The organism is Saccharothrix sp. DSM 118769 (assembly GCF_052936295.1).
Genome location: NZ_CP193627.1, coordinates 4,232,038 through 4,249,292 on the forward strand (window position 1 = coordinate 4,232,038; position 17,255 = coordinate 4,249,292).

The window sequence follows — 17,255 nt, forward strand, 5'->3', positions numbered from 1 at the left end:
GAGCCGCGCGGGGTCGGCGGGCTCGGCAGGTGGGCCGTGCTGGGCCTCCTGCCGGGCCCGGTGGTGCTGCGCCGCGTCGGGTGATCGGGTCACCGGACCGATTGCCGGACCGGGTCGCCGGGTTGGGCGGCCGGGCGCAACGAAACGCCGGTCCGGGACGACCAATGGGGTGAGTGCTCACGCCTGGCGCCCAGACCGGAGGGCATGACCCATGACCATCTTCGTCAGCTACACCAGGGCGGACGAGGCGCTGGTGCGCGCCCTGCGCGACGACCTCGGCCGGATGGGGCGCGAGGTGTGGATGGACCACGAGATCCACGGCGGCGAGCTGTGGTGGCGGGAGATCATCCGGACCATCCGGTCGGCCAAGGTGTTCGTGTTCGCGCTGTCGCAGGCGTCCTGGAAGTCGCTGCCGTGCCGGCAGGAGTTCGAGTACGCCCGCGCGCTCGGCCTGCCCGTGCTGCCGGTGCAGGTCGGGCCGCTGGCGAACCTGCGCATCCCGATCATGGAACGGCAGCTCGTCGACTACCGCGAGCGCGACGCCAACGCGATCGTCAACCTCGTCGCGGCGCTGACCGAGCTGACCTCGCGGCCCCTCGTGCTGCCGGACCCGCTGCCCGAGCCGCCCCGGGTGCCGTTCGAGTACCTGTACCGGATCGCCGAGCTACTCGGGCCGGCGCAGATCACGCCCGAGCGGCAGGAGGACATCGTCGGGCAGTTGCGGCGGCACCTGAAGACCGAGGAGGACGCGGTCGCGCGGGCCGACATCGTCAAGCTGCTGCGCGAGTTCCGCGAGCGGGGGGAGATCACCCGCAACAACTCGCGGGAGATCGACGAGATCCTCGCCGGGCTGGAGCCGGAGGAGGGCGTCGAGCCGCCGGGAGGGGAGACCCGCCTGCCCGCCGCCGACCACTGGCGGCGGACCGCCGGGGAACGGCCCGGGGCGGAGGAGGCCGCTGAAGCGGGGGAGGCCGTTCGCGAGGAGGCCGCCCGGGAAGTGGCGGCCCGGGAAGAGCCCGTTCGGGAAGAGGAGCGGGAGGAGACCGGTGCTGCGGGGGCGGCGGCGGAGGAGCGGCAGGTCGAGACGCCGCCCTTCGGGATGAGGCCCGTCGTGACGTCGAACCCGGAGACCCCGACCGCGCACACCTCAACTGCGGAAACCCCGGCCCGCGGTACCGCGCCCGAGTGGTTGCGCGGGATGGTCGTCCGCGGTGACGAGCGGCGCGGGACGGCACCGCGACCGCCCGCCGAGCAGTGGTGGGACGGGGAACAGGCCCAGGCCGCCACCGTGCCCGCCGGGCAGGCGGCGACTGGGCAGGCACCGGCCGCACAGGTGCCCGCCGGACAGGCACCGGCCGGTCAGGTCGCGGAGGGAGCGCGGTCGCCCGGCGGCACGGTGACGTTCGTCGGCACGCTGCTGGGCGCGCTCGGCCTCCCCCTGCTCCTCATCGCGCTGACCGGGGGCGAGGGCTCGCCCGTCGCCGTCACCGTCCTGCTCATCCTCGCGGTCCTCGGGCTGTCGTTGACCGTGGTGGGCGCGACGCGCGGTGAGGCGCGGGCCAGGACGGGGATCGTCATCGCGGTGTTCGGCATCCTCGGGGCGGTCGCCTTCGCCGCCTCCACCGGGTTCTTCAGTTAGCGGGACCGCCGCCTGCGGCGGACCAGGCCCACCACGAGCGTGATCAGGCCGACCATTGCGCCGGTGCCCACCGCCGCCTCCGGTTCCCGGGGGTCCGCCAGCAGCAGCACGACGAGCACGAGCACGGTGACCAGTGCGGCCACTAGCACCGGGCGGCGAAGCCCGGCCTTGGCGGGAGCCGGTCGAGGAGCCGGTCGGGGAGTCGGTCGCGCAGCGGGCTCGACCCACCACTGGCCGCCGGGCGGGCGCGGGCGGGGCGGCGTGGGGCGTGCCGGACGCGGGGGAACGGCGACGGGGGTGGGGGTGGTCGGCGGCTGGGCCGCGGGTGGCCGGGTGTCGGGGGACTGGGCGGCTGGGGACTGGGCGGCTGGGGACTGGGCCGCGGGTGGCTGAGCCGCAGGTGGCTGGGTGGTGGGGGACTGGGCGGCGGGCTGGGGCGTGCGTTCCCACCACGGCACGGCCCGCGGCGCCAGCAGGTCGTCCAGGCTCGTCCCGGCCGCCCAACCGGGGGCGCAGCACTCCTGGAGCCGGCGGGTCAACTCGTCCACCCGCCGGTCGCCGACGCCCGCCAGGTGCCGCCACGCCGGGGTCTGGAACGGCTGCCGGAAGTCCTCGTCGCGGAACAACAGGTTCTCGCCCGTGTAGAGGGTCCGCCAGCCGGCCGGGTCGCGCGCCAGGCCCAGCAGCGACAGGTAGATGACCAGCGCGGAGAACGTGTCCATCCACCGGCCCCACGGCCGGGCCGCCGGTTGGTAGTTGCGGTGCCCGGTCTCGCCGGGCGCGGCGGCGCCGGTGAACCGGGCGATCCACGAGCAGTCGAAGTCGACGAGCCGCAGGTCGCCGCCCCCGTCGACCAGGACGTTGCCGTGCTGGAGGTCGCCGTGCGCGAACCCGGCGCGCTGGATGCGCCCGACCAGCTCCCGCCACGACCCGGCCAGCGCCTCCAGCGACGCGGTGTCCCGGCGTCCCACCAGCTCGTCCACGTGCCGGTTCAGCGTGTGCCCCTCCACCCACTGCATCCGCACCACCGGCCACGTCCGGCCGTTGACGCGCACGCCGTCGTCGACCCACCGGGGCAGGGCCACCGCGCCCGCCAGGCCGTTCGCGGTGAAGTGGTCGCGCAGCGCGCCGTACCGCTCGCCGCTCCACTCGCCGTCGCGGGTGAAGAAGCGCAGCGCGTGCTCCTCGCCGCCGCCGCCGACCGCCTTGAACACGACGGCGCTGGTCCCCGCCGCGGGCATCGGGATGCCGTACAGCGGGTGCGTCACCAGCTCCAGCCCGCGCAGCTCGGCGCTGGTGAACGACTCGGGCCGCTGCACCGCCTTCACGTACTCGTCCGGCGTCGGGTAGCGCGTCAAAGGCACACCACCAGGTGCTCGGGCGGCGCGGCGTCGACCAGCACCCGCAGGAGGGTGACGTCGTCGTTGACCATCTCGCGGGCCGCGCGCCGGTCGGCGACGAGCGAGCGGAACGCGTCCGGGTGCTCCAGGGACGCCAGGTCGGACCACAGCGCGGGACCGCCGGTCGCCACGACCCACTGCGCGAACGCGTCGGTCGCCAGGTACAGGACGTCGCCGTCGGCCAGGTCCCCCTCGGCGAACAGCACGCGCCCCACCACGTCGGCGAGCCCGTCCGGCGTGGTGGGCACGCCGTCCGGGTTGGACCCGAAGTCCTCGGCGGCCATCGCCGGGAACTGGCCGACGAGCCGCTGCCCCCGCACGTGGAACAGCACCGCGTCGCCCAGCGCCACCGCCGTCCAGCGCGGCCGGGGACCGCCCAGGTCGCGCAGCTCGCAGCCGACGAACGTGGCGAACGACCCGACCACCTCCATCTTGTGCCGCTGCAACGGCGTCGCGCCCGCCACGCGCGGGTCGGCGCGCCAGTCGTCCTGCGCGTGCCGCGCCCACCGGTGCAGCGACGCGCGGTCCAGGGCGGGCGCCGGGCTGCCCGCGCCGACGAAGCCCGCGACGAGCCGCTGCGCCCAGCGCGCCGAGCCGAAGCCCTGCGTCGCGCCGTCCGCGACGGCGAACCGGGGCCCGCGGCCGTTGTCCGCCGGGGCCGCCGCCGCGCCGTCCTCCCACTCGGCCTCGGCGTTGCCGTGCTTCGGCGCGTAGAACACGACCTGCCGCGCGTGCACGGCTACCTCGCCCGACCCGGCACCCTCGTGCCGATCTGGAGCACCCGCAGCAGCGTCGAGCGGCCCACGTTGAACGCCAGCCCGCGCGCCCCCGGCCGCACGTCGTAGCCGTCCACGCGGGCGTTGTCGATCATGGGCTGCGGCAGCGGGCTGCTCAGCGCGAACAGGTCCGGCCCCGGCACGGGCAGGCCGCCGGGGTCGGCCGGGAACACGACCTCGTCCACCTCGAACGGCGAGAGGAAGACGTTGAAGAACAGCGCCGCGCCGTCGTTCGTCGCGATCGACGTCAACCGCTTCACCCAGTCCGCCAGCGAGGTGCCCTCGTACGGGCTGTCGGTGACCATGCCGTCGGTGATGTTGACGACGATGGGCGGGAACGAGTCCGGGTGCGCGGCGGCCCAGTCGAACAGGTGCCCGCCGGCCACCGCGATCGCCTGGCACATCGGCGTGCGGTAGCCGTGCACGGGATCGACCCACACGGGCATCCTCGCGCTCACCGGCATCACGTCGATCGACGGTTCCTCGCGCACCGCCACCGGGTGCTCGGCCAGTTCGGGCAGCGGCACGAGGCCGCGCCCGGCGAGCGCGCCGCCGAACGCCGACTCGACGCCCTCGCCCTGCCCGCCGGCGCGCGCGCCGTAGCTGAAGATCCCGACGTCGAAGTAGTGCCGCACCGGCGCGTTGACCTCGCTGGTGGCCTTGATGCACATGTCGAGCAGGATGTTGTTGACCGCGAGCGCGGCCCCGACCGCGAGCGACGCCCCGGTCCGGCCCCAGGTCAGCTTCATCGAGTCCGACCGGTCCAGCAGGATCACCACGCACCCCGGGTCGGATCGCGACACGGACTGCCGGTAGGAGTTCACCGTCCTCCGCCTCCTCGTGGTCGGTCGAGCGTCATCCGTTCAGGTTGCGCCGCACCACGGTGGTGGGCCACGCGTCACCCGCGCGCCACGACCACCGGTACCGGCAGCGCGGGTCGCGGCAGTCGAACTCGTAGGTGTCGCCGTCCTGGCGCACGTCGAGCTGGAAGCCGCCGCAGTGCGGGCACTGCGCCACCACGGCCCGGGTCACCTCGTGGCGGGGCGGCGGCGCGGCGGCGGGTTCGCCGCCTCCCGGGTCGGCGGGGGGCGACTCGGTCCACCACTCCCGCCCGCCCCGGGCCGACCCCTGCCGCGCCGACTCCTGCCGCGGGGCCGGGACCGACGCGTTCCGCGGCGGCCCGGCAGGGGGCGGTGCGACACCAGGTCCGGCACCCGATGGACCGCTGCCCGGTCGTTCGCTGCCCGGTCGTTCGCCGCCCGGTCGTTCGGCACCCGGCGGACCGCTGCCCGGCGGCACGGCCGGTCGCGGCGGGACGGGCACCTGCCGCACCGGGTCGGTGGTCAGCAGTCCTATCGCGACGGCCACCCCGAGGGCCGAGCCGACCACCAGCACCGCCGTCAGCCGCCAGAAGCCCAGCTGCCACTGGTGGCTGCCGAGCAGGCCACCGGCGACCGCGCACGCGGCCGTCAGCAGCAGCACCGTCGTCCTGCGCACGCTCACCTCCCCGGTCCGGTGACGACGAGGTTCACCGGGGTGCCGTCGGCGCGGGGCGTCACGTCCCAGCAGTGGACGCGCCCGTCCAACCGGTGTGCGGGCGGCGGCGCGGTCCACCCCTCGGGCAGCAGGACGCACACCCGCCGCGACCCGGCGCCCACCGACAGCTCCGCACCCTCACCGACCACGACCGGCCCGCCGCCGGTCAGCACCTCCACCCGCTTCCCGGCCAGGCCGGAGGCCGGTTCCCGCCGCACGACGAGGCCGTCGCGCTCCTCGGTGATCAGGCGGAACACCGGCGCGGCGGGTTCGGGCGCGGACGTCGCGGGGGGCGCCGTCGCGGGCGGCGGAGTCGTGGACGTCGTCGTCGTGCCCTCCCGGTCCGCCGCGGCCCCGAGGACCAGGACGGCGCAGAACGACACGATCAACGCGTAGACGGGTGCCATCACACGGCTGCGCAGCGCGTCGGGCACCGTGGACCTCCCAGGCCGAAGTGGCTGGCTCGTCACCCGGTGAATCGCCCCCGGTGCGCCGGGTGTGTCACGACGTCCCCCGAACGGCCCAACGCCGCTAGCCGGGACCGGCGGCGGGCAGGACGCCGGTGGTCGTCAGCAGCAGCGCCACGGCGGGCAGGAAGTTGTTGACCTGGTGGGCGACGACGCCCGCGAGCAGGTTCCCGGTCAGCAGCCGGGCCAGGCCGATCGGGATGGACAGCACCACCAGCAACGGGGTGCGCAGCAGTTCCAGGTGCACCGCGGAGAACACCAGCGAGGTCACCGCGAACACCACCCAGCGGTTCCAGCCCCAGTGCTCCAGGGCCCGCCACAGCACACCCCGGAACAGCACCTCCTCGCCCAGCGGCGCGATCAGCCACACGGCGAGGAACGCCACGACGGCCGCCGTCGGCTGCAGCGCCAGCCCGCTGAACGCGTCCCCGACCGCCGACCCGGCCCGGTCGTCACCCACCCACCGGGACCACAGCGCCACCGCGGGCAGGGTCAGCACCAGGCCGCCCGCGCCCAGCGCCGCGCCCACCCCCAGGTCCCGCCAGTCCCACCGCACGGCCAACTCGCGCACCGCCCGACCGCGGGCCGGCCCCGGCCCCAGCCACCGCGTGCCCGCCACCGCCACCACCACGGCCAGCGAGATCGGCACGACCAGCAGCGCCAGCAGGGTCCACGGCGGCAGCCGGTCCCCGTCCGCCGCCGTGAACGGCAGCAGCACCACCGCCGACGCGGCCACCATCGTCGCCTGCGCGGCGAGGTACACGCCCAGCATCCGCCACCCGAACCGCGGTTCGTTCCCACCAACGTCCACAACCGTGCATAGCCCGTGCCGCGGGCGAGGTCAACGGGAGGCCCCCGCCGTGACCAGCGCGACCACCCCGTAGGAGCAGGCCACGACGAGCGCCGCGGTCGAGGTGGGCGCGCCGGCCAGCAGCGCGCCACCCGCCGCGCCGCCCAGCGGGAACCCCAGCGAGCACAGCGCGGTCCGCGCCCCGGTCACCTGCCCGCGCACCGCGTCCGGCACGGCCCGCTGGAACGCCGACCGCTCGACCGCGTGGTACGGGCCCCACAGGAACGACGCGAGCGCCGCCACGCCGACCGCCACCGCGCCCGGCGGCGTGACCGCGAGCAGCGCGAACACCGGCGCGCCCGCCGCCACGACCGCCGCGACCCGCCATCGGGCCGGCAGCCGCCGGCAGAGCGGGACGCCGACCAGCACGCCGCACAGGCCGCCCACCCCCGTCGCGCCCAGCAGCACCCCGTACAGCACGGGACCGGCGCCCTGCGCGTGCACCGGGTAGAACACCTCCACCACGCCGCCGAGAAACAGGAACCCGGCGGTACCCGCGGTCAGCGCCAAGGCCACCGGGAACCGCCACAGCGCCGCCGACCCGCGCGCCGGGCGGTCCGCCCGGGTCGGCAGCGCGGGCAGGCCGAACCCGGCCGCGCTCATCACCGCGAAGCTCGCCGCGTCCACCACCAGCGCCGCCCCGGTGCCCGCCGCGCCCACCAGCAGCCCGGCCACCGGCGGTCCGACGACGTAGGCCAGCTCCCAGTTCACCGAGAGCAGCGAGTTGGCGTGCTCCAGGTCCTCGTCGGCCACCAGGTGCGGCACGAGCACGCCCTCCGCGACCTCGGTCAGCGAGGACGACGCGGCCGACACGACGGCGACCGCGTACACGTGGGTGAGCCCGATCCCGCCGACAACCTGCGCCACCGGCAGCGACGCGACCAGCGCGCACCGCAGCGCGTTGTCCCAGCCCAGCAGCAGGCGCGCCGGGAACCGGTCGAGCGCCCGTCCCGCCACGGGGCCGGTCACCAGCAGCGGAATACCGGACAGCAGGAGCAGGAAACCGAGTTCGGCGGGCCCGGCCAGGTCCAGGACCAGCCACGACAGGGCGACGGTGGTGAACGCGCCACCGCAGCGGGACGCCGCCGTGCCGACCCAGAAGCGACGGAACGCGGGAATGCGCAGGACGTGCCGGTAACCGGCGAAGGCGGAACGCATCCCCTGACGCTAGGGGAATGATTAATGGAAAGTTATATCGAATTCCCGGGCGCTTTTAATTATAGAGGTTGAATTCGTATTGGCGGTGGAACTGGCCCCGTGATGGCTCTTGATCGTCGCGGAGCTGCGGGTGGGTGTGCGTCAGGTGGAGAAGTGGCGTCGGGCCTGGCGCGAAGGCGGTCTGGAGGCGTTGCGGTCGGTGGGGCCGTCAGGACCGTGATCGGGCGGTCGGTGTGTGGCACGAGGAGGTGTGGCCCCGGGTACGAGGCTCGCGGCGGACCTGGGCGCCGCGCGGACAGACTCCGGTGTTCCGCCCAGTACCGGCCCGACGTGCTCGACGGCTGCCTCGCCCAGACCGGGCCGGCCCTCACGGTGGCACCACGACCACGCCAACCGCCGTCCTGCGGTGCGTCATGACCGGCGTCGTGAACCCGGTACCAGAGGGTGACGGCGTCCGAGCGGTGAACAACTCCGTCACCGGGGGCGTTCGGCCACATCGTTCAAGCCCGCGACATCCGCGGAGGTGTCGCGTTCCACCGGCACGTGCACGAGCAGCGGCCCGCGTGGTGGGCCGTCACGCGTTCGGTGGTGAAAGGTGCGTTCACGTACCCGTTCGTGGACGGGCGGGTCGAACCGGCCACGACCGGAGTTGCGCCGGGCGGAGTTCGAGCACGGCGCATCCCGACGTCTCAGGCGGCACGCTTGGAACGGATCGACGGGGTGCGAGGTCGTCCACCGCCGTTCCGCCCGGCTCGGACGGGATGGGGTCGGTGTGGGGTCGGGAGCCCGTTCGACGGCTCCGCCCGGTCACGGGACGGGAGGGCGGTCCGCACCGAGGAGCAGTCCGCTGTGGTGGGAGCGGAGCTTCGGCTCGGGGGGCCCGGTGCCCGTGGTGCGGACTGCGGGTACAACCGGTCGTGGGCGCGGCGCAGGGCGTCGACCGCTTCGTCCTGCGGTACGACGATCCGTTCCACCGCGCCGTCGGACCGCAGGACGGTGAGGAGGCGCGAGTCCGGGTGTGCGGTACCGGCCGCGCAGTGGCGCGCGGTGGCGCGGTCGCGGCCGTCGGGGGAGACCACCAGCAGCGACGTGCCCACCGTGAGCGTTTCCACGCCCTCTTCGTGGAGCGCGGTGCGGGCGTCGTCGCGGTCCGCCGTCGTCCCGAACGACCAGATCCGGCCTCGTTGGTGCACGACGCAGGCCGCGGAGGGCGGTGCCTCGGCGATCACCGTCCCGCACACCGCGGCCGGTGGCATCGTGCTGCACCGCACCTCGATCCCGTGACGCCGTGCCCAGCGGAGCGCCTGCCCCTGGACCACCTTGGCCCCGGCCTCGGCGAGCAGGCGCATCGTGTCGTGGCCGACCACGGGCAGCGTCCGCGCCGCGGGCACCAGGTGCGGGTCGGCGGTGCAGACACCGGGAACGTCGGAGAAGATCTCGCACGACGGTGCGCCGACGGCTGTCGCCGCCGCCACCGCGGACAGGTCGGAGCTGTTGCGGCCCAGCATCACCAGGGTGCCTGCCGCGTCGACGGCCTGGCCGCCGGGGACGACCACCACCGGGCACCGCCGCAGCGCGTCGCGCAACCCGGCCGGATCGACCGAGATCAGCTGGGCCCGGTCGGCCGGTCCGGTGGCGAGGAACCCGAGGCGGTGTCCCGATAGGTCCGTCGCGGTGACGCCGCGCGTGGCCAGGGCCGCGACCAGCAGCCCGGTGCTGACCAGCTCGCCGGTCGTGAGCACCATCGCCGAAGCACCGGCGGGCGGGTCGGGGTTGAGGCGGCGCAACGCCTCCTGGAGGAGTCCGGTGGTGCCGGACATGGCGCTGACCACGACGACCACGCGACCGCACCGCGCGGCTCGGTGCGCGACGTGCTCGGCGACCCGGTCGAAGCCCGCGCTGTCGACGAAGGCGGAGCCTCCGAACTTGAGGACCTCGGGGATCAGCGGAGCCATCCCCGGTTCACCGCCAGCGCGACGATGTCGACCGCGTTCGCCGCGGCGCCCACGCGCAGGTTGTCGGCGACCACCCACAGCCAGAGGGCGCGGTCGTCGTCGGGATCGGTCCTGATCCGGCCGACGTGCACCAGCGCGCGGTCGTCGTCCGAGGTCGCCACCACGCGGGGCATGGGGTAGGCGGTTGTCGCCCCGCGCCGGTACACGCGCACCCCCGGGGCAGCCGCGAGGGCGTCCTCCACCGCCTCGGCGGTCACGGCGGTGGTGGTGCGCACGTGGACGGCCTCGGAGTGGCAGTCGAAGACCGGCACCCGCACCGCGGTCGCCGTGATCCGCAGTTCCGGCAGCCCGAGGATGCGCCGGGGCTCCGCGGCCAGCTTGCGCTCCTCGTGGGAGTAGCCGGTGTCGTCGGCGAGGCCGATCTCGGGGATGAGGTTGAACGCCAGCGGCTGCCCGAACCTGCCGGAGGGCTCGGGGGCCGTCGACCGGTCGGCCAGGCGCTCGGCGGAGGCGATGGCCTGTGAGGTGCCAAAAGCCGGCTACACGGCCTGACCTGCGGTTAGGCAGCTGCGGGTTCGTACTTTTTGATCAAGTCGCCGAGGGGCGGTCGACGGCGTGCCGACGTCACTTCATACCAAAGTCGCATCACCGGTAGTCGAAGGAAGCGTGTTGTCCAGGGGCACGCCGGCTACCGTTTGCCCGTCGTCGCGTGAGGGTTCCAAGGGGTGGGTCTTGTCGGGTGCAACGCTTGCGGAGAAGTTGGTGGCGCGCCTGGGGTCTCGGCACCGAGTGGCCGCCGTGGCCACGGTTTCGCCTGCCGGGACCTCGGTGGCGAGCGCGGGCGCGCCTGCCGACGCGGACTTCGAGATCGGCTCGATCTCCAAGGGGATTACGGGGCTGCTCTACGCCGACGCGAGGGAACGGGGCGAGGTCGGGCCGTCCACCACGCTGGGCGACCTGCTGCCGCTGGACGACACCGCGGTGGCCGGGGTGACGCTGTCCTCCGTCACCACCCACCGCTCGGGCCTGCCGAGCCTGCCCGCCGCGGCCTCCCCGCTGCGCAGGTCGCTGGCGCTGTGGCTGCACGGCGCGAACCCGTACGGCGACACGCTCGACCAGTTGCTCACCCAGGCACGTGGCGTGCGCCCCGGCCCGCCCCGCCCCCGCTACTCCAACCTGGGCTTCCAACTCCTGGGGCACGCCCTGGCGAGCGCCGCCGGCACGACGTTCCAGGGCCTGCTCCGGGACCGGGTCGCCGCCCCTCTCGGCCTGGACGTGTTCTACGCGCCCGCCACCCCGGCCGACCTGCGACCGGCCGCACTCACCGGCACCACCAGGTGGGGCCGCGAGCGTCGGCCGTGGACGGGCGAAGCGCTGGGACCGGCCGGGGGCATCCGCGCGCGCATCGGCGACATGGCCCGCCTCGCCGCCGCGCTGCTCGACGGCTCCGCACCCGGCACCACCGCCCTGGAACCCGTCGAGGACTTCACCGGCCGGGTGGTGCGCATCGGCGCGGCGTGGATCACGATCGAGCGCAACGGCCGTGCCATCACCTGGCACAACGGCGGCACCGGCGGCTTCCGCACCTGGCTGGGCCTGGACCGCGCGGCCGGCACCGCGGCGGTCGTCCTCTCCGCGACCGCGATCCCGGTGGACCGGCACGGTTTCACCCTGCTCGAACAGCTGACCGGGGAAGAAGGCCGCTGACCGGGCACCGTCGACCGTGGAGTCCGGGTCGTCATCGCAATCCCGGGCGCCGGAGCGGTGACGTCGGTGGAGCCGACCGACGAGGCGATCGTCCGTACCGAGCGCGACGACGAGGTGGTCAACGCGATCTGCGTGCCGGACTTCGACCGTGCGCGGGCCGCCGCACGCCGTGCCGACCAGGCACGTGCGCGTGGTGAGAACCGGCCGCTGCTCGGCAAGACCAATGTGCCGTTGGGACCGCAAGACATCCGGAGCTTCAACGACATCTACGGCACCACCACCAACCCGCGGGAGCACCGTCGTACGCCGGGTGGCTCCTCCGGTGGGTCGGCGGCGGCCTTGGCGGCCGGGTTCGGCGCGTTGTCCACCGGTTCCGACCTAGCCGGTTCGCTGCGCACGCCCGCACCGCCGCCCGCACGCCACGAACGGCTCCGCGATTTCCGGGTCCTGGTGCTCGACGAGCACCCGTTCACCCCGACCGGGTCCGCCGTGCGGGCGGACGTGAACCGGGTGGCCGCCGCGCTCGTCGACGGTGCTGCCCGCGTCGAACGACGCAGTCCGCTGCTGCCCGACCTGGCCGAAGCCGCGACGCTTTACACGCAGTTGCAGTTCTCGGGCCCAGTCGCGCGTTTCCCGTCGAGGCGGACGAGCAGCTGCGGACGCGCGCCGCCGGACCGAGCGCAGGCGACCGGAGTCTCGACGCGGCGCGGCTGCGCGGCATGCTGTTCAGCCGCCGCGACCGGATCGAGGCGAACAACCGCCGCGAACTCCACCGCGACGGCCGGCGGCAGCTGTTCGCCGAGTTCGACGCCGTGGTGTGCCCGATCATGCCGACTCCCGCGTTCCCGCACGACCACAACCCCGATCCGCTGCAACGGCGCATCGACATCGACGGCGTCGAGCGCCCCTACTTCGACCAGCTCGTCCGGGCCGGACCGGCCACCTGGCCGCCCTGGGGCGCGGTCGTCGTTCCGCGGTGTCATTCCAGGCGGAACGTCGCCCGGTACGCGGTGGGGGTGACGCCGAGGACGCGGTGGAAGTGCCGGCGCAGGGTGGTGGCGGTTCCCATGCCGCAGCTGGTCGCGATCCGGTCGATCGAGGCGTCGGTGCGTTCGAGGAGTTCCTGGGCGCGGGTGATCCGCTGGTGGTGGAGCCAGTCGAGCGGCCCGACCTGGAGTTCCGCCCGCATGCGGCGGGCGAGTTGGCGGGTGCTGAGGTTGGCGTGCCCGGCGAGGTCGCGCACGGTCAGGGGCTGGTCGAGACGGGCACGTGCCCATTCGAGGGTGGGTGTGAGGCCGTTCGGGTTACGTGGCTCGGCGGGCGGGGTGATGAACTGCGCCTGACCGCCGCTCCGGTGGGCGGGCACGACGAGTCGCCTGGCGATCCCGTTGGCGGCGGCGGCGCCGAGGTCGCGACGCACCAGGTGCAGGCAGAGGTCGAGCGCCGCGGTCTTGCCGGCCGAGGTGAGCACGTCCCCCTCGTCGACGTAGAGCACGTCGGGCCGGACGTCGACCCGCGGGTAGCGGCGGGCGAGGTCCTCGGCGTGCATCCAGTGCGTCGTGGCGACCTGGCCGTCGAGCACCCCGGCCGCGGCCAGGACGAACGCGCCGGTGCACAGGGAGGCGATGCGGGCGCCGCGGTCGCGCGCCGTGCGCAACGCGTCGAGGAGTTCCGGGTCGGGGTTGTCGTCGAGGTCGTCGGACGAGGGCACGATGACGGTGTCGACCTGCGCGATCCCGGCGTACGACGTGGTCGGCAGGTGCGCCAGCCAGGGGTGTGGAGCACCGTCGGCGGTGCAGACCACGAGGTCGTACCACGTGCCGGTCGGGGACAGCTCCGAACGGTCGACGCCGAAGATCTCGGAAGCGATCGCGATCTCGTAGAGCATCGCGGAGCCGTGCATGACGAGCGCGATCCTGGGCATGTCCCATAATGTACGGCCCACGTCGTTTCAGACACTCGTCCACGACCTGCCTCGCGCCCGACGATGGTCCCGTGAACGCAACCGATCGAGTCCTCGTCTACGGCGCCACCGGTCACACGGGGCGCTTCGTCGTCGACGAGCTGCTGCGGCGCGGGCTCGTCCCCGTGCTGGCGGGTCGCAGCGCCGAGCGCCTGGCCGCCGTCCCACCCCGACACGCGGCGCTGGACCGCCGGGTGGTCGGCATCGACGACCCCGACCTGCTCCGACGGGCGGTGGCCGGCACCGGCGCGGTCGTCAACTGCGCCGGGCCGTTCCTCGACACCGCGCTGCCCCTTGCCCGCGCCGCGGTCGAGGCCGGCGCCCACTACCTCGACGTCACCGCCGAGCAGCCGGTCGTGCAGGCGCTCTACCGCGACCTCGACGCCCCCGCCCGAGCCGCGGGCGTCGCGGTCGTCCCCGCCATGGCCTTCTACGGCGGCCTCGCGGACCTGTTGGTCACGGCCGCGCTCGACGGTGGCTCGCGAGCCGACGAGGTCGAGGTCGCGATCGGCCTGGACCGCTGGTGGCCGACCGCCGGCACCAGGATCACCGGCACGCGCAACACCGCGACCCGCCTGGTGATCCGCGGCGGCGCACTGACCGCGCTGGAAAGCCCGGCACCGTCCGGCACCTGGTCCTACCCGTCGCCGCTGGGCGACCAGTCGGTCGTGCAGCTGCCGTTCTCCGAGGTGATCACGATCGATCACCACCTCGACGTGGGCGAGCTGCGTTCACACCTCAACACCGCTCCGCTCGAGGATCTCCGTGACGCCGCCACGCCGGCTCCGGCCTCGACCGACGAGCAGGGGCGATCGGCGCAGCAGTTCGTCGTGGACGTCCTCGTGCGTCAGGGCGCGGACACCCGGCGGATCAGCGCGACCGGGCGCGACATCTACGCCGTCACCGTGCCGATCGTCGTCGAAGGCGCCGCCCGACTCCTCGACGGACGCCACCGGGGTCCGGGCGCCGCAGCGCCCGGCGAAGCGTTCGACGCCGCCGACGTCCTCGCCGCGCTGGAGCGGAACGCCCACGCCATCACGGTCCGGTCCGACCGGCAACCATTCGCGACAACGCGATAGTCGACCCGCGGGTGCCGCGCCCGCACCTCGGCAGTCACCCGTCCAGTGGCACGGGCGGACACGACGCGCTACTCGGCGAGGAGTTGCTCGCGGAGGATGTCCGCGTGTCCGCAGTGCTGAGCGAGTTCGCGCAGGACGTGGAGGTACACCCAGCGCAGCGGGAGCGGGCCGCGCCGGTTGCCGTGGACCGTGTCGTCGAGTCCCAAGGACGAGATCGCGCGGCGGGATGCCCCGCACGCGGCTCGGTGTGCTTGCCGGACGGTCGCGATGGTGTCCTCGTCATCGATGACGAACGACTCGTCCGGTGTCGCGGGGATGCCGATCTCGGCACGCGAGCGGCAGGTGACCGCTTCGTCGAACCAGACCTTCTCGACGAAGGTCGCATGCTTGACCAGGCCCAGGAGCGTGGTCCGGGAGGACACCAGCGATCGACGCACCTGTTCCTCGGTGAGGCCGTCCAGGCAGCGGTTGAGCGCGCCGCGGTGCTCGTCGAGGAACGCCTCGAGCTGAGCGCGAACCGGTTGATCGACAACGTCCTCGGCGGACACGGCTGGGAAGGTGGACATGTGCGCAGCATCCCAGACGGCCGTCCAGGAACAACTACGCGCTCATCGGCATGTGTGGATGGGCGCACGGTCTGGTTCCGCCCTCCGGACAGGAGTTCGTGTGCCGCCGGTCGGTGGCCGGCGCACAGCTACCGCAGGTCGACCTCGACGTCGTACTCGGCGAGCACGTCCCGGAGGTACCGCATGGTGGGTGACCGCCGGACGCGGTCGACGCCGGTCGTAGCCGCCGGCGAGGTGCTCGTGGGCGACGGCGGAGTCGTGCCACACGAGTCGGAACGGTGTCTGAGCTGGACCCTGTCGGTGATCTTGGAATGGCTGGCGTGTCGTGGAGGGTGACTGATCGGTAACAGGGAGGCTTCCGGGGGTCGGTGAAGTCGCGATGCTCCCTGAGGTGGTCGGATGTCGTTACCGGTCGGTCCCCGGTCCGTGGTGGAGGTCCCGGAGCTCACCGCGCGGATGGCGCGAGCCGGTAATCCCGTTGGTACGACGGCGATGTGGGTGCGTGACCGCCTCGACGGCCTGTGGAGGGACGAGGACTTCGCCGACTGCTACTCGCGTAACGGACGCCCTGGGCTCTCGCCCGCCCAGTTGGCCACGGTGAGCGTGCTGCAGTTCCTGCTGGGCCTGTCCGACCGCGGTGCCGCCGAGGCCGTGCGCTGCCGCATCGACTTCAAGTACGCGCTCGGCCTCGAACTCGACGACCCCGGCTTCCACCACAGCGTGCTCGGCGACTTCCGCGACCGCCTCCTGCGGGCCGGCCGGACAGACCACCTCCTCGATACCGCCCTGGCCCGTCTGAAAGACGCCGGACTGGTCCGCGAACGCACCACCCAGCGCACCGACTCCACCCACGTCCTGGCCGCGGTGCGCGACCTGACCCGCCTCGAATTGATGACGGAGGCGGTGCGTGCGGCCCTGGAGGAACTCGCCCGCGTCGCCGATCGTGCGCTGCACGGGCTGGTCGGCGGGCACTGGGGCCGCCGCTACGGCCGCCCCGTACGTTTGGGCAAGAACCCGGACCCGGTCCAAGAGCAGGATCGACGCCACCGGGGCGGACGCCCGCCACCTGCTAGAACACCTCGGCCACAACCATCCCGGCCTGCCGGACGTCTTCCAGGTCCAGGCTCTGCGGCAGGTGCTGGTCCAGAACTACCACCGGGATGCCACGGGCCGCCTGCGGTGGCGTGAGGACGAGCAGGGCAGCGGTCTGCCGCCGTCTGCGCATCGGATCGTCTCGCCTTACGACCCGACGGTGCGCTACGCGTGTCGTGGGCAGGTCACTCGCCTGCAGGGGTTCCTCGCGCACGTGACCGAGACCTGCTTCGGCGACAGCCCGAACGTGATCACCGATGTGGCCACCATGCCCGCCACCAGCTCCGACGCCTCGGTCCTGCCCGGAATCCACACCAGACTGCAACACCGCGGCCTGCGGCCCGACCGGCACCTGGTCGACGGCGGCTACACCTCCCTGGTCCACCTGGAGCGAGCCGAACGCGAACACCGGATCACCGTCATCGGACCACTCCCGGGAAACCCCACCCACCAGCACCGGAAGGGCGAAGGCTTCGCCCGCGACGACTTCAGCATCGACTTCGACCGCCGCCAGGTCACCTGCCCACAAGGCCAGATCAGCAGAGGCTGGCACGGCCCCTACCCGACATCCTCACCGACCGCGGCCCCGCTGATCGTGGCCCGCTTCACCAAGGGCCAGTGCCAACCCTGCCCGGTCCGAGCCCAGTGCACCACCTCCCATGCTTCCTCGCGCAGCGTGGGCTTCCCTCCGAAGAAGTTGCTGGAACTGCAGCTGCGCAACCGCGCCGAACGACAGGAACCGGCCTGGCACAAGCGCTACACGGTGCGTTCCGGCATCGAGGGGACCATTTTCGAGTTCACCCACGGTCATGGCATGCGCCGCTGCCGCTACCGAGGACAGAGCAAAACCCACCTACAGCACGTGCTCACCGCCATCGCGGTCAACATCGAACGCCTCAGCCGGCAACCTCCCGGAACAAGCGCGCCCCCACGACCACCGACAGCTTTCCAGGACTACCTCGATGAGCAGGACATCCCGCGCCTGCGTTCCTGGCGAGCCGCCAGCTGACACAGCAGCGACCAAGATCACCGACAGAGTCAAGCTCAGATCCAGCACGAGGTAATAA

General features: G+C 73.6%; 17 protein-coding genes and 2 pseudogenes. 8 read left to right on the forward strand and 11 right to left on the reverse strand.

Features of this window, described 5'->3' with window-relative positions:
• Window positions 1-211: 211 nt before the first annotated feature.
• Window positions 212-1,639, forward strand: a complete 1,428-nt coding sequence (locus ACRAKJ_RS18440) for a TIR domain-containing protein (protein WP_438920090.1) — start codon at window positions 212-214, stop codon at window positions 1,637-1,639.
• Here ACRAKJ_RS18440 and ACRAKJ_RS18445 read toward each other — a convergent pair.
• The 7 genes from ACRAKJ_RS18445 to ACRAKJ_RS18475 form a co-directional block, all read right to left on the reverse strand.
• Window positions 1,636-2,997 (reverse strand): hypothetical protein, encoded by a 1,362-nt coding sequence (locus ACRAKJ_RS18445; RefSeq protein ID WP_438920089.1) that lies wholly within the window; start codon window positions 2,995-2,997, stop codon window positions 1,636-1,638. The genes ACRAKJ_RS18440 and ACRAKJ_RS18445 overlap by 4 nt on opposite strands.
• Window positions 2,994-3,776, reverse strand: a complete 783-nt coding sequence (locus ACRAKJ_RS18450; RefSeq protein WP_438920088.1) for a hypothetical protein — start codon at window positions 3,774-3,776, stop codon at window positions 2,994-2,996. Before ACRAKJ_RS18450 ends, ACRAKJ_RS18445 begins: the two co-directional genes overlap by 4 nt.
• Before the next feature lie 2 nt (window positions 3,777-3,778).
• Window positions 3,779-4,618, reverse strand: a complete 840-nt coding sequence (locus ACRAKJ_RS18455; RefSeq protein ID WP_438920087.1) for a hypothetical protein — start codon at window positions 4,616-4,618, stop codon at window positions 3,779-3,781.
• A 52-nt stretch (window positions 4,619-4,670) separates the two neighbouring features.
• The gene (locus tag ACRAKJ_RS18460) at window positions 4,671-5,312 is read right to left on the reverse strand and encodes a hypothetical protein (protein WP_438920086.1); all 642 of its coding nucleotides are present in this window, start codon (window positions 5,310-5,312) and stop codon (window positions 4,671-4,673) included.
• A 2-nt stretch (window positions 5,313-5,314) separates the two neighbouring features.
• The gene (locus ACRAKJ_RS18465) at window positions 5,315-5,785 is read right to left on the reverse strand and encodes a hypothetical protein (protein ID WP_438920085.1); all 471 of its coding nucleotides are present in this window, start codon (window positions 5,783-5,785) and stop codon (window positions 5,315-5,317) included.
• A gap of 97 nt (window positions 5,786-5,882) precedes the next feature.
• Complete coding sequence (locus ACRAKJ_RS18470) at window positions 5,883-6,590, reverse strand: CPBP family glutamic-type intramembrane protease (RefSeq protein WP_438920084.1); 708 nt, start codon at window positions 6,588-6,590, stop codon at window positions 5,883-5,885.
• A gap of 69 nt (window positions 6,591-6,659) precedes the next feature.
• The gene (locus ACRAKJ_RS18475) at window positions 6,660-7,826 is read right to left on the reverse strand and encodes an MFS transporter (protein ID WP_438920083.1); all 1,167 of its coding nucleotides are present in this window, start codon (window positions 7,824-7,826) and stop codon (window positions 6,660-6,662) included.
• Between the two features lie 109 nt (window positions 7,827-7,935).
• Between ACRAKJ_RS18475 and ACRAKJ_RS18480 the strand changes: the two are divergent.
• A pseudogene (locus ACRAKJ_RS18480) lies at window positions 7,936-8,034 on the forward strand (helix-turn-helix domain-containing protein); the annotation flags it as partial.
• Between the two features lie 481 nt (window positions 8,035-8,515).
• Here ACRAKJ_RS18480 and ACRAKJ_RS18485 read toward each other — a convergent pair.
• Window positions 8,516-9,781, reverse strand: coding sequence for an amino acid kinase family protein (locus tag ACRAKJ_RS18485; protein ID WP_438920082.1), 1,266 nt, complete (start codon window positions 9,779-9,781; stop codon window positions 8,516-8,518).
• The gene (locus tag ACRAKJ_RS18490) at window positions 9,769-10,227 is read right to left on the reverse strand and encodes an Asd/ArgC dimerization domain-containing protein (RefSeq protein ID WP_447009100.1); all 459 of its coding nucleotides are present in this window, start codon (window positions 10,225-10,227) and stop codon (window positions 9,769-9,771) included. Before ACRAKJ_RS18490 ends, ACRAKJ_RS18485 begins: the two co-directional genes overlap by 13 nt.
• Here ACRAKJ_RS18490 and ACRAKJ_RS18495 point away from each other — a divergent pair.
• The 3 genes and pseudogenes from ACRAKJ_RS18495 to ACRAKJ_RS18505 form a co-directional block, all read left to right on the forward strand.
• A complete protein-coding gene (locus ACRAKJ_RS18495; RefSeq protein WP_438920081.1) occupies window positions 10,211-10,333 on the forward strand; it encodes a hypothetical protein in 123 nt (40 codons plus the stop codon). The genes ACRAKJ_RS18490 and ACRAKJ_RS18495 overlap by 17 nt on opposite strands.
• A gap of 210 nt (window positions 10,334-10,543) precedes the next feature.
• Complete coding sequence (locus tag ACRAKJ_RS18500) at window positions 10,544-11,488, forward strand: serine hydrolase (protein WP_438920080.1); 945 nt, start codon at window positions 10,544-10,546, stop codon at window positions 11,486-11,488.
• A 33-nt stretch (window positions 11,489-11,521) separates the two neighbouring features.
• A pseudogene (locus ACRAKJ_RS18505) lies at window positions 11,522-12,462 on the forward strand (amidase family protein); the annotation flags it as partial.
• 5 nt (window positions 12,463-12,467) lie between these two features.
• Here the strand turns inward: ACRAKJ_RS18505 and ACRAKJ_RS18510 are convergent.
• Complete coding sequence (locus ACRAKJ_RS18510) at window positions 12,468-13,412, reverse strand: helix-turn-helix domain-containing protein (protein WP_438920079.1); 945 nt, start codon at window positions 13,410-13,412, stop codon at window positions 12,468-12,470.
• A 71-nt stretch (window positions 13,413-13,483) separates the two neighbouring features.
• Here ACRAKJ_RS18510 and ACRAKJ_RS18515 point away from each other — a divergent pair, with 71 nt between their 5' ends.
• The gene (locus tag ACRAKJ_RS18515; protein ID WP_438920078.1) at window positions 13,484-14,530 is read left to right on the forward strand and encodes a saccharopine dehydrogenase NADP-binding domain-containing protein; all 1,047 of its coding nucleotides are present in this window, start codon (window positions 13,484-13,486) and stop codon (window positions 14,528-14,530) included.
• A gap of 68 nt (window positions 14,531-14,598) precedes the next feature.
• Here ACRAKJ_RS18515 and ACRAKJ_RS18520 read toward each other — a convergent pair whose 3' ends face one another.
• Complete coding sequence (locus ACRAKJ_RS18520) at window positions 14,599-15,078, reverse strand: DinB family protein (RefSeq protein ID WP_447009050.1); 480 nt, start codon at window positions 15,076-15,078, stop codon at window positions 14,599-14,601.
• A 444-nt stretch (window positions 15,079-15,522) separates the two neighbouring features.
• Between ACRAKJ_RS18520 and ACRAKJ_RS18525 the strand changes: the two genes are divergently transcribed.
• Both ACRAKJ_RS18525 and ACRAKJ_RS18530 read left to right on the forward strand, forming a co-directional pair.
• Window positions 15,523-16,284 carry a transposase gene (locus ACRAKJ_RS18525; RefSeq protein ID WP_447009051.1) on the forward strand — a complete coding sequence of 254 codons (762 nt, stop codon included), beginning with the start codon at window positions 15,523-15,525 and terminating at the stop codon, window positions 16,282-16,284.
• Window positions 16,232-17,197: a transposase gene (locus tag ACRAKJ_RS18530; RefSeq protein WP_438920075.1), complete on the forward strand. Its 966-nt coding sequence runs from the start codon at window positions 16,232-16,234 to the stop codon at window positions 17,195-17,197. The genes ACRAKJ_RS18525 and ACRAKJ_RS18530 overlap by 53 nt, the downstream gene beginning before the upstream one ends.
• Window positions 17,198-17,255 lie beyond the last annotated feature (58 nt).

Bases quoted from the DNA above. Each gene is read 5' to 3' on its own strand.
- ACRAKJ_RS18475 (WP_438920083.1), bottom strand. From the start codon at position 7,826: ATGCGTTCCGCCTTCGCCGGTTACCGGCACGTCCTGCGCATTCCCGCG.
- ACRAKJ_RS18510 (WP_438920079.1), bottom strand. From the start codon at position 13,412: ATGCCCAGGATCGCGCTCGTCATGCACGGCTCCGCGATGCTCTACGAG.
- ACRAKJ_RS18495 (WP_438920081.1), top strand. From the start codon at position 10,211: ATGAGGTTGAACGCCAGCGGCTGCCCGAACCTGCCGGAGGGCTCGGGG.
- ACRAKJ_RS18440 (WP_438920090.1), top strand. From the start codon at position 212: ATGACCATCTTCGTCAGCTACACCAGGGCGGACGAGGCGCTGGTGCGC.
- ACRAKJ_RS18485 (WP_438920082.1), bottom strand. From the start codon at position 9,781: ATGGCTCCGCTGATCCCCGAGGTCCTCAAGTTCGGAGGCTCCGCCTTC.
- ACRAKJ_RS18470 (WP_438920084.1), bottom strand. From the start codon at position 6,590: ATGCTGGGCGTGTACCTCGCCGCGCAGGCGACGATGGTGGCCGCGTCG.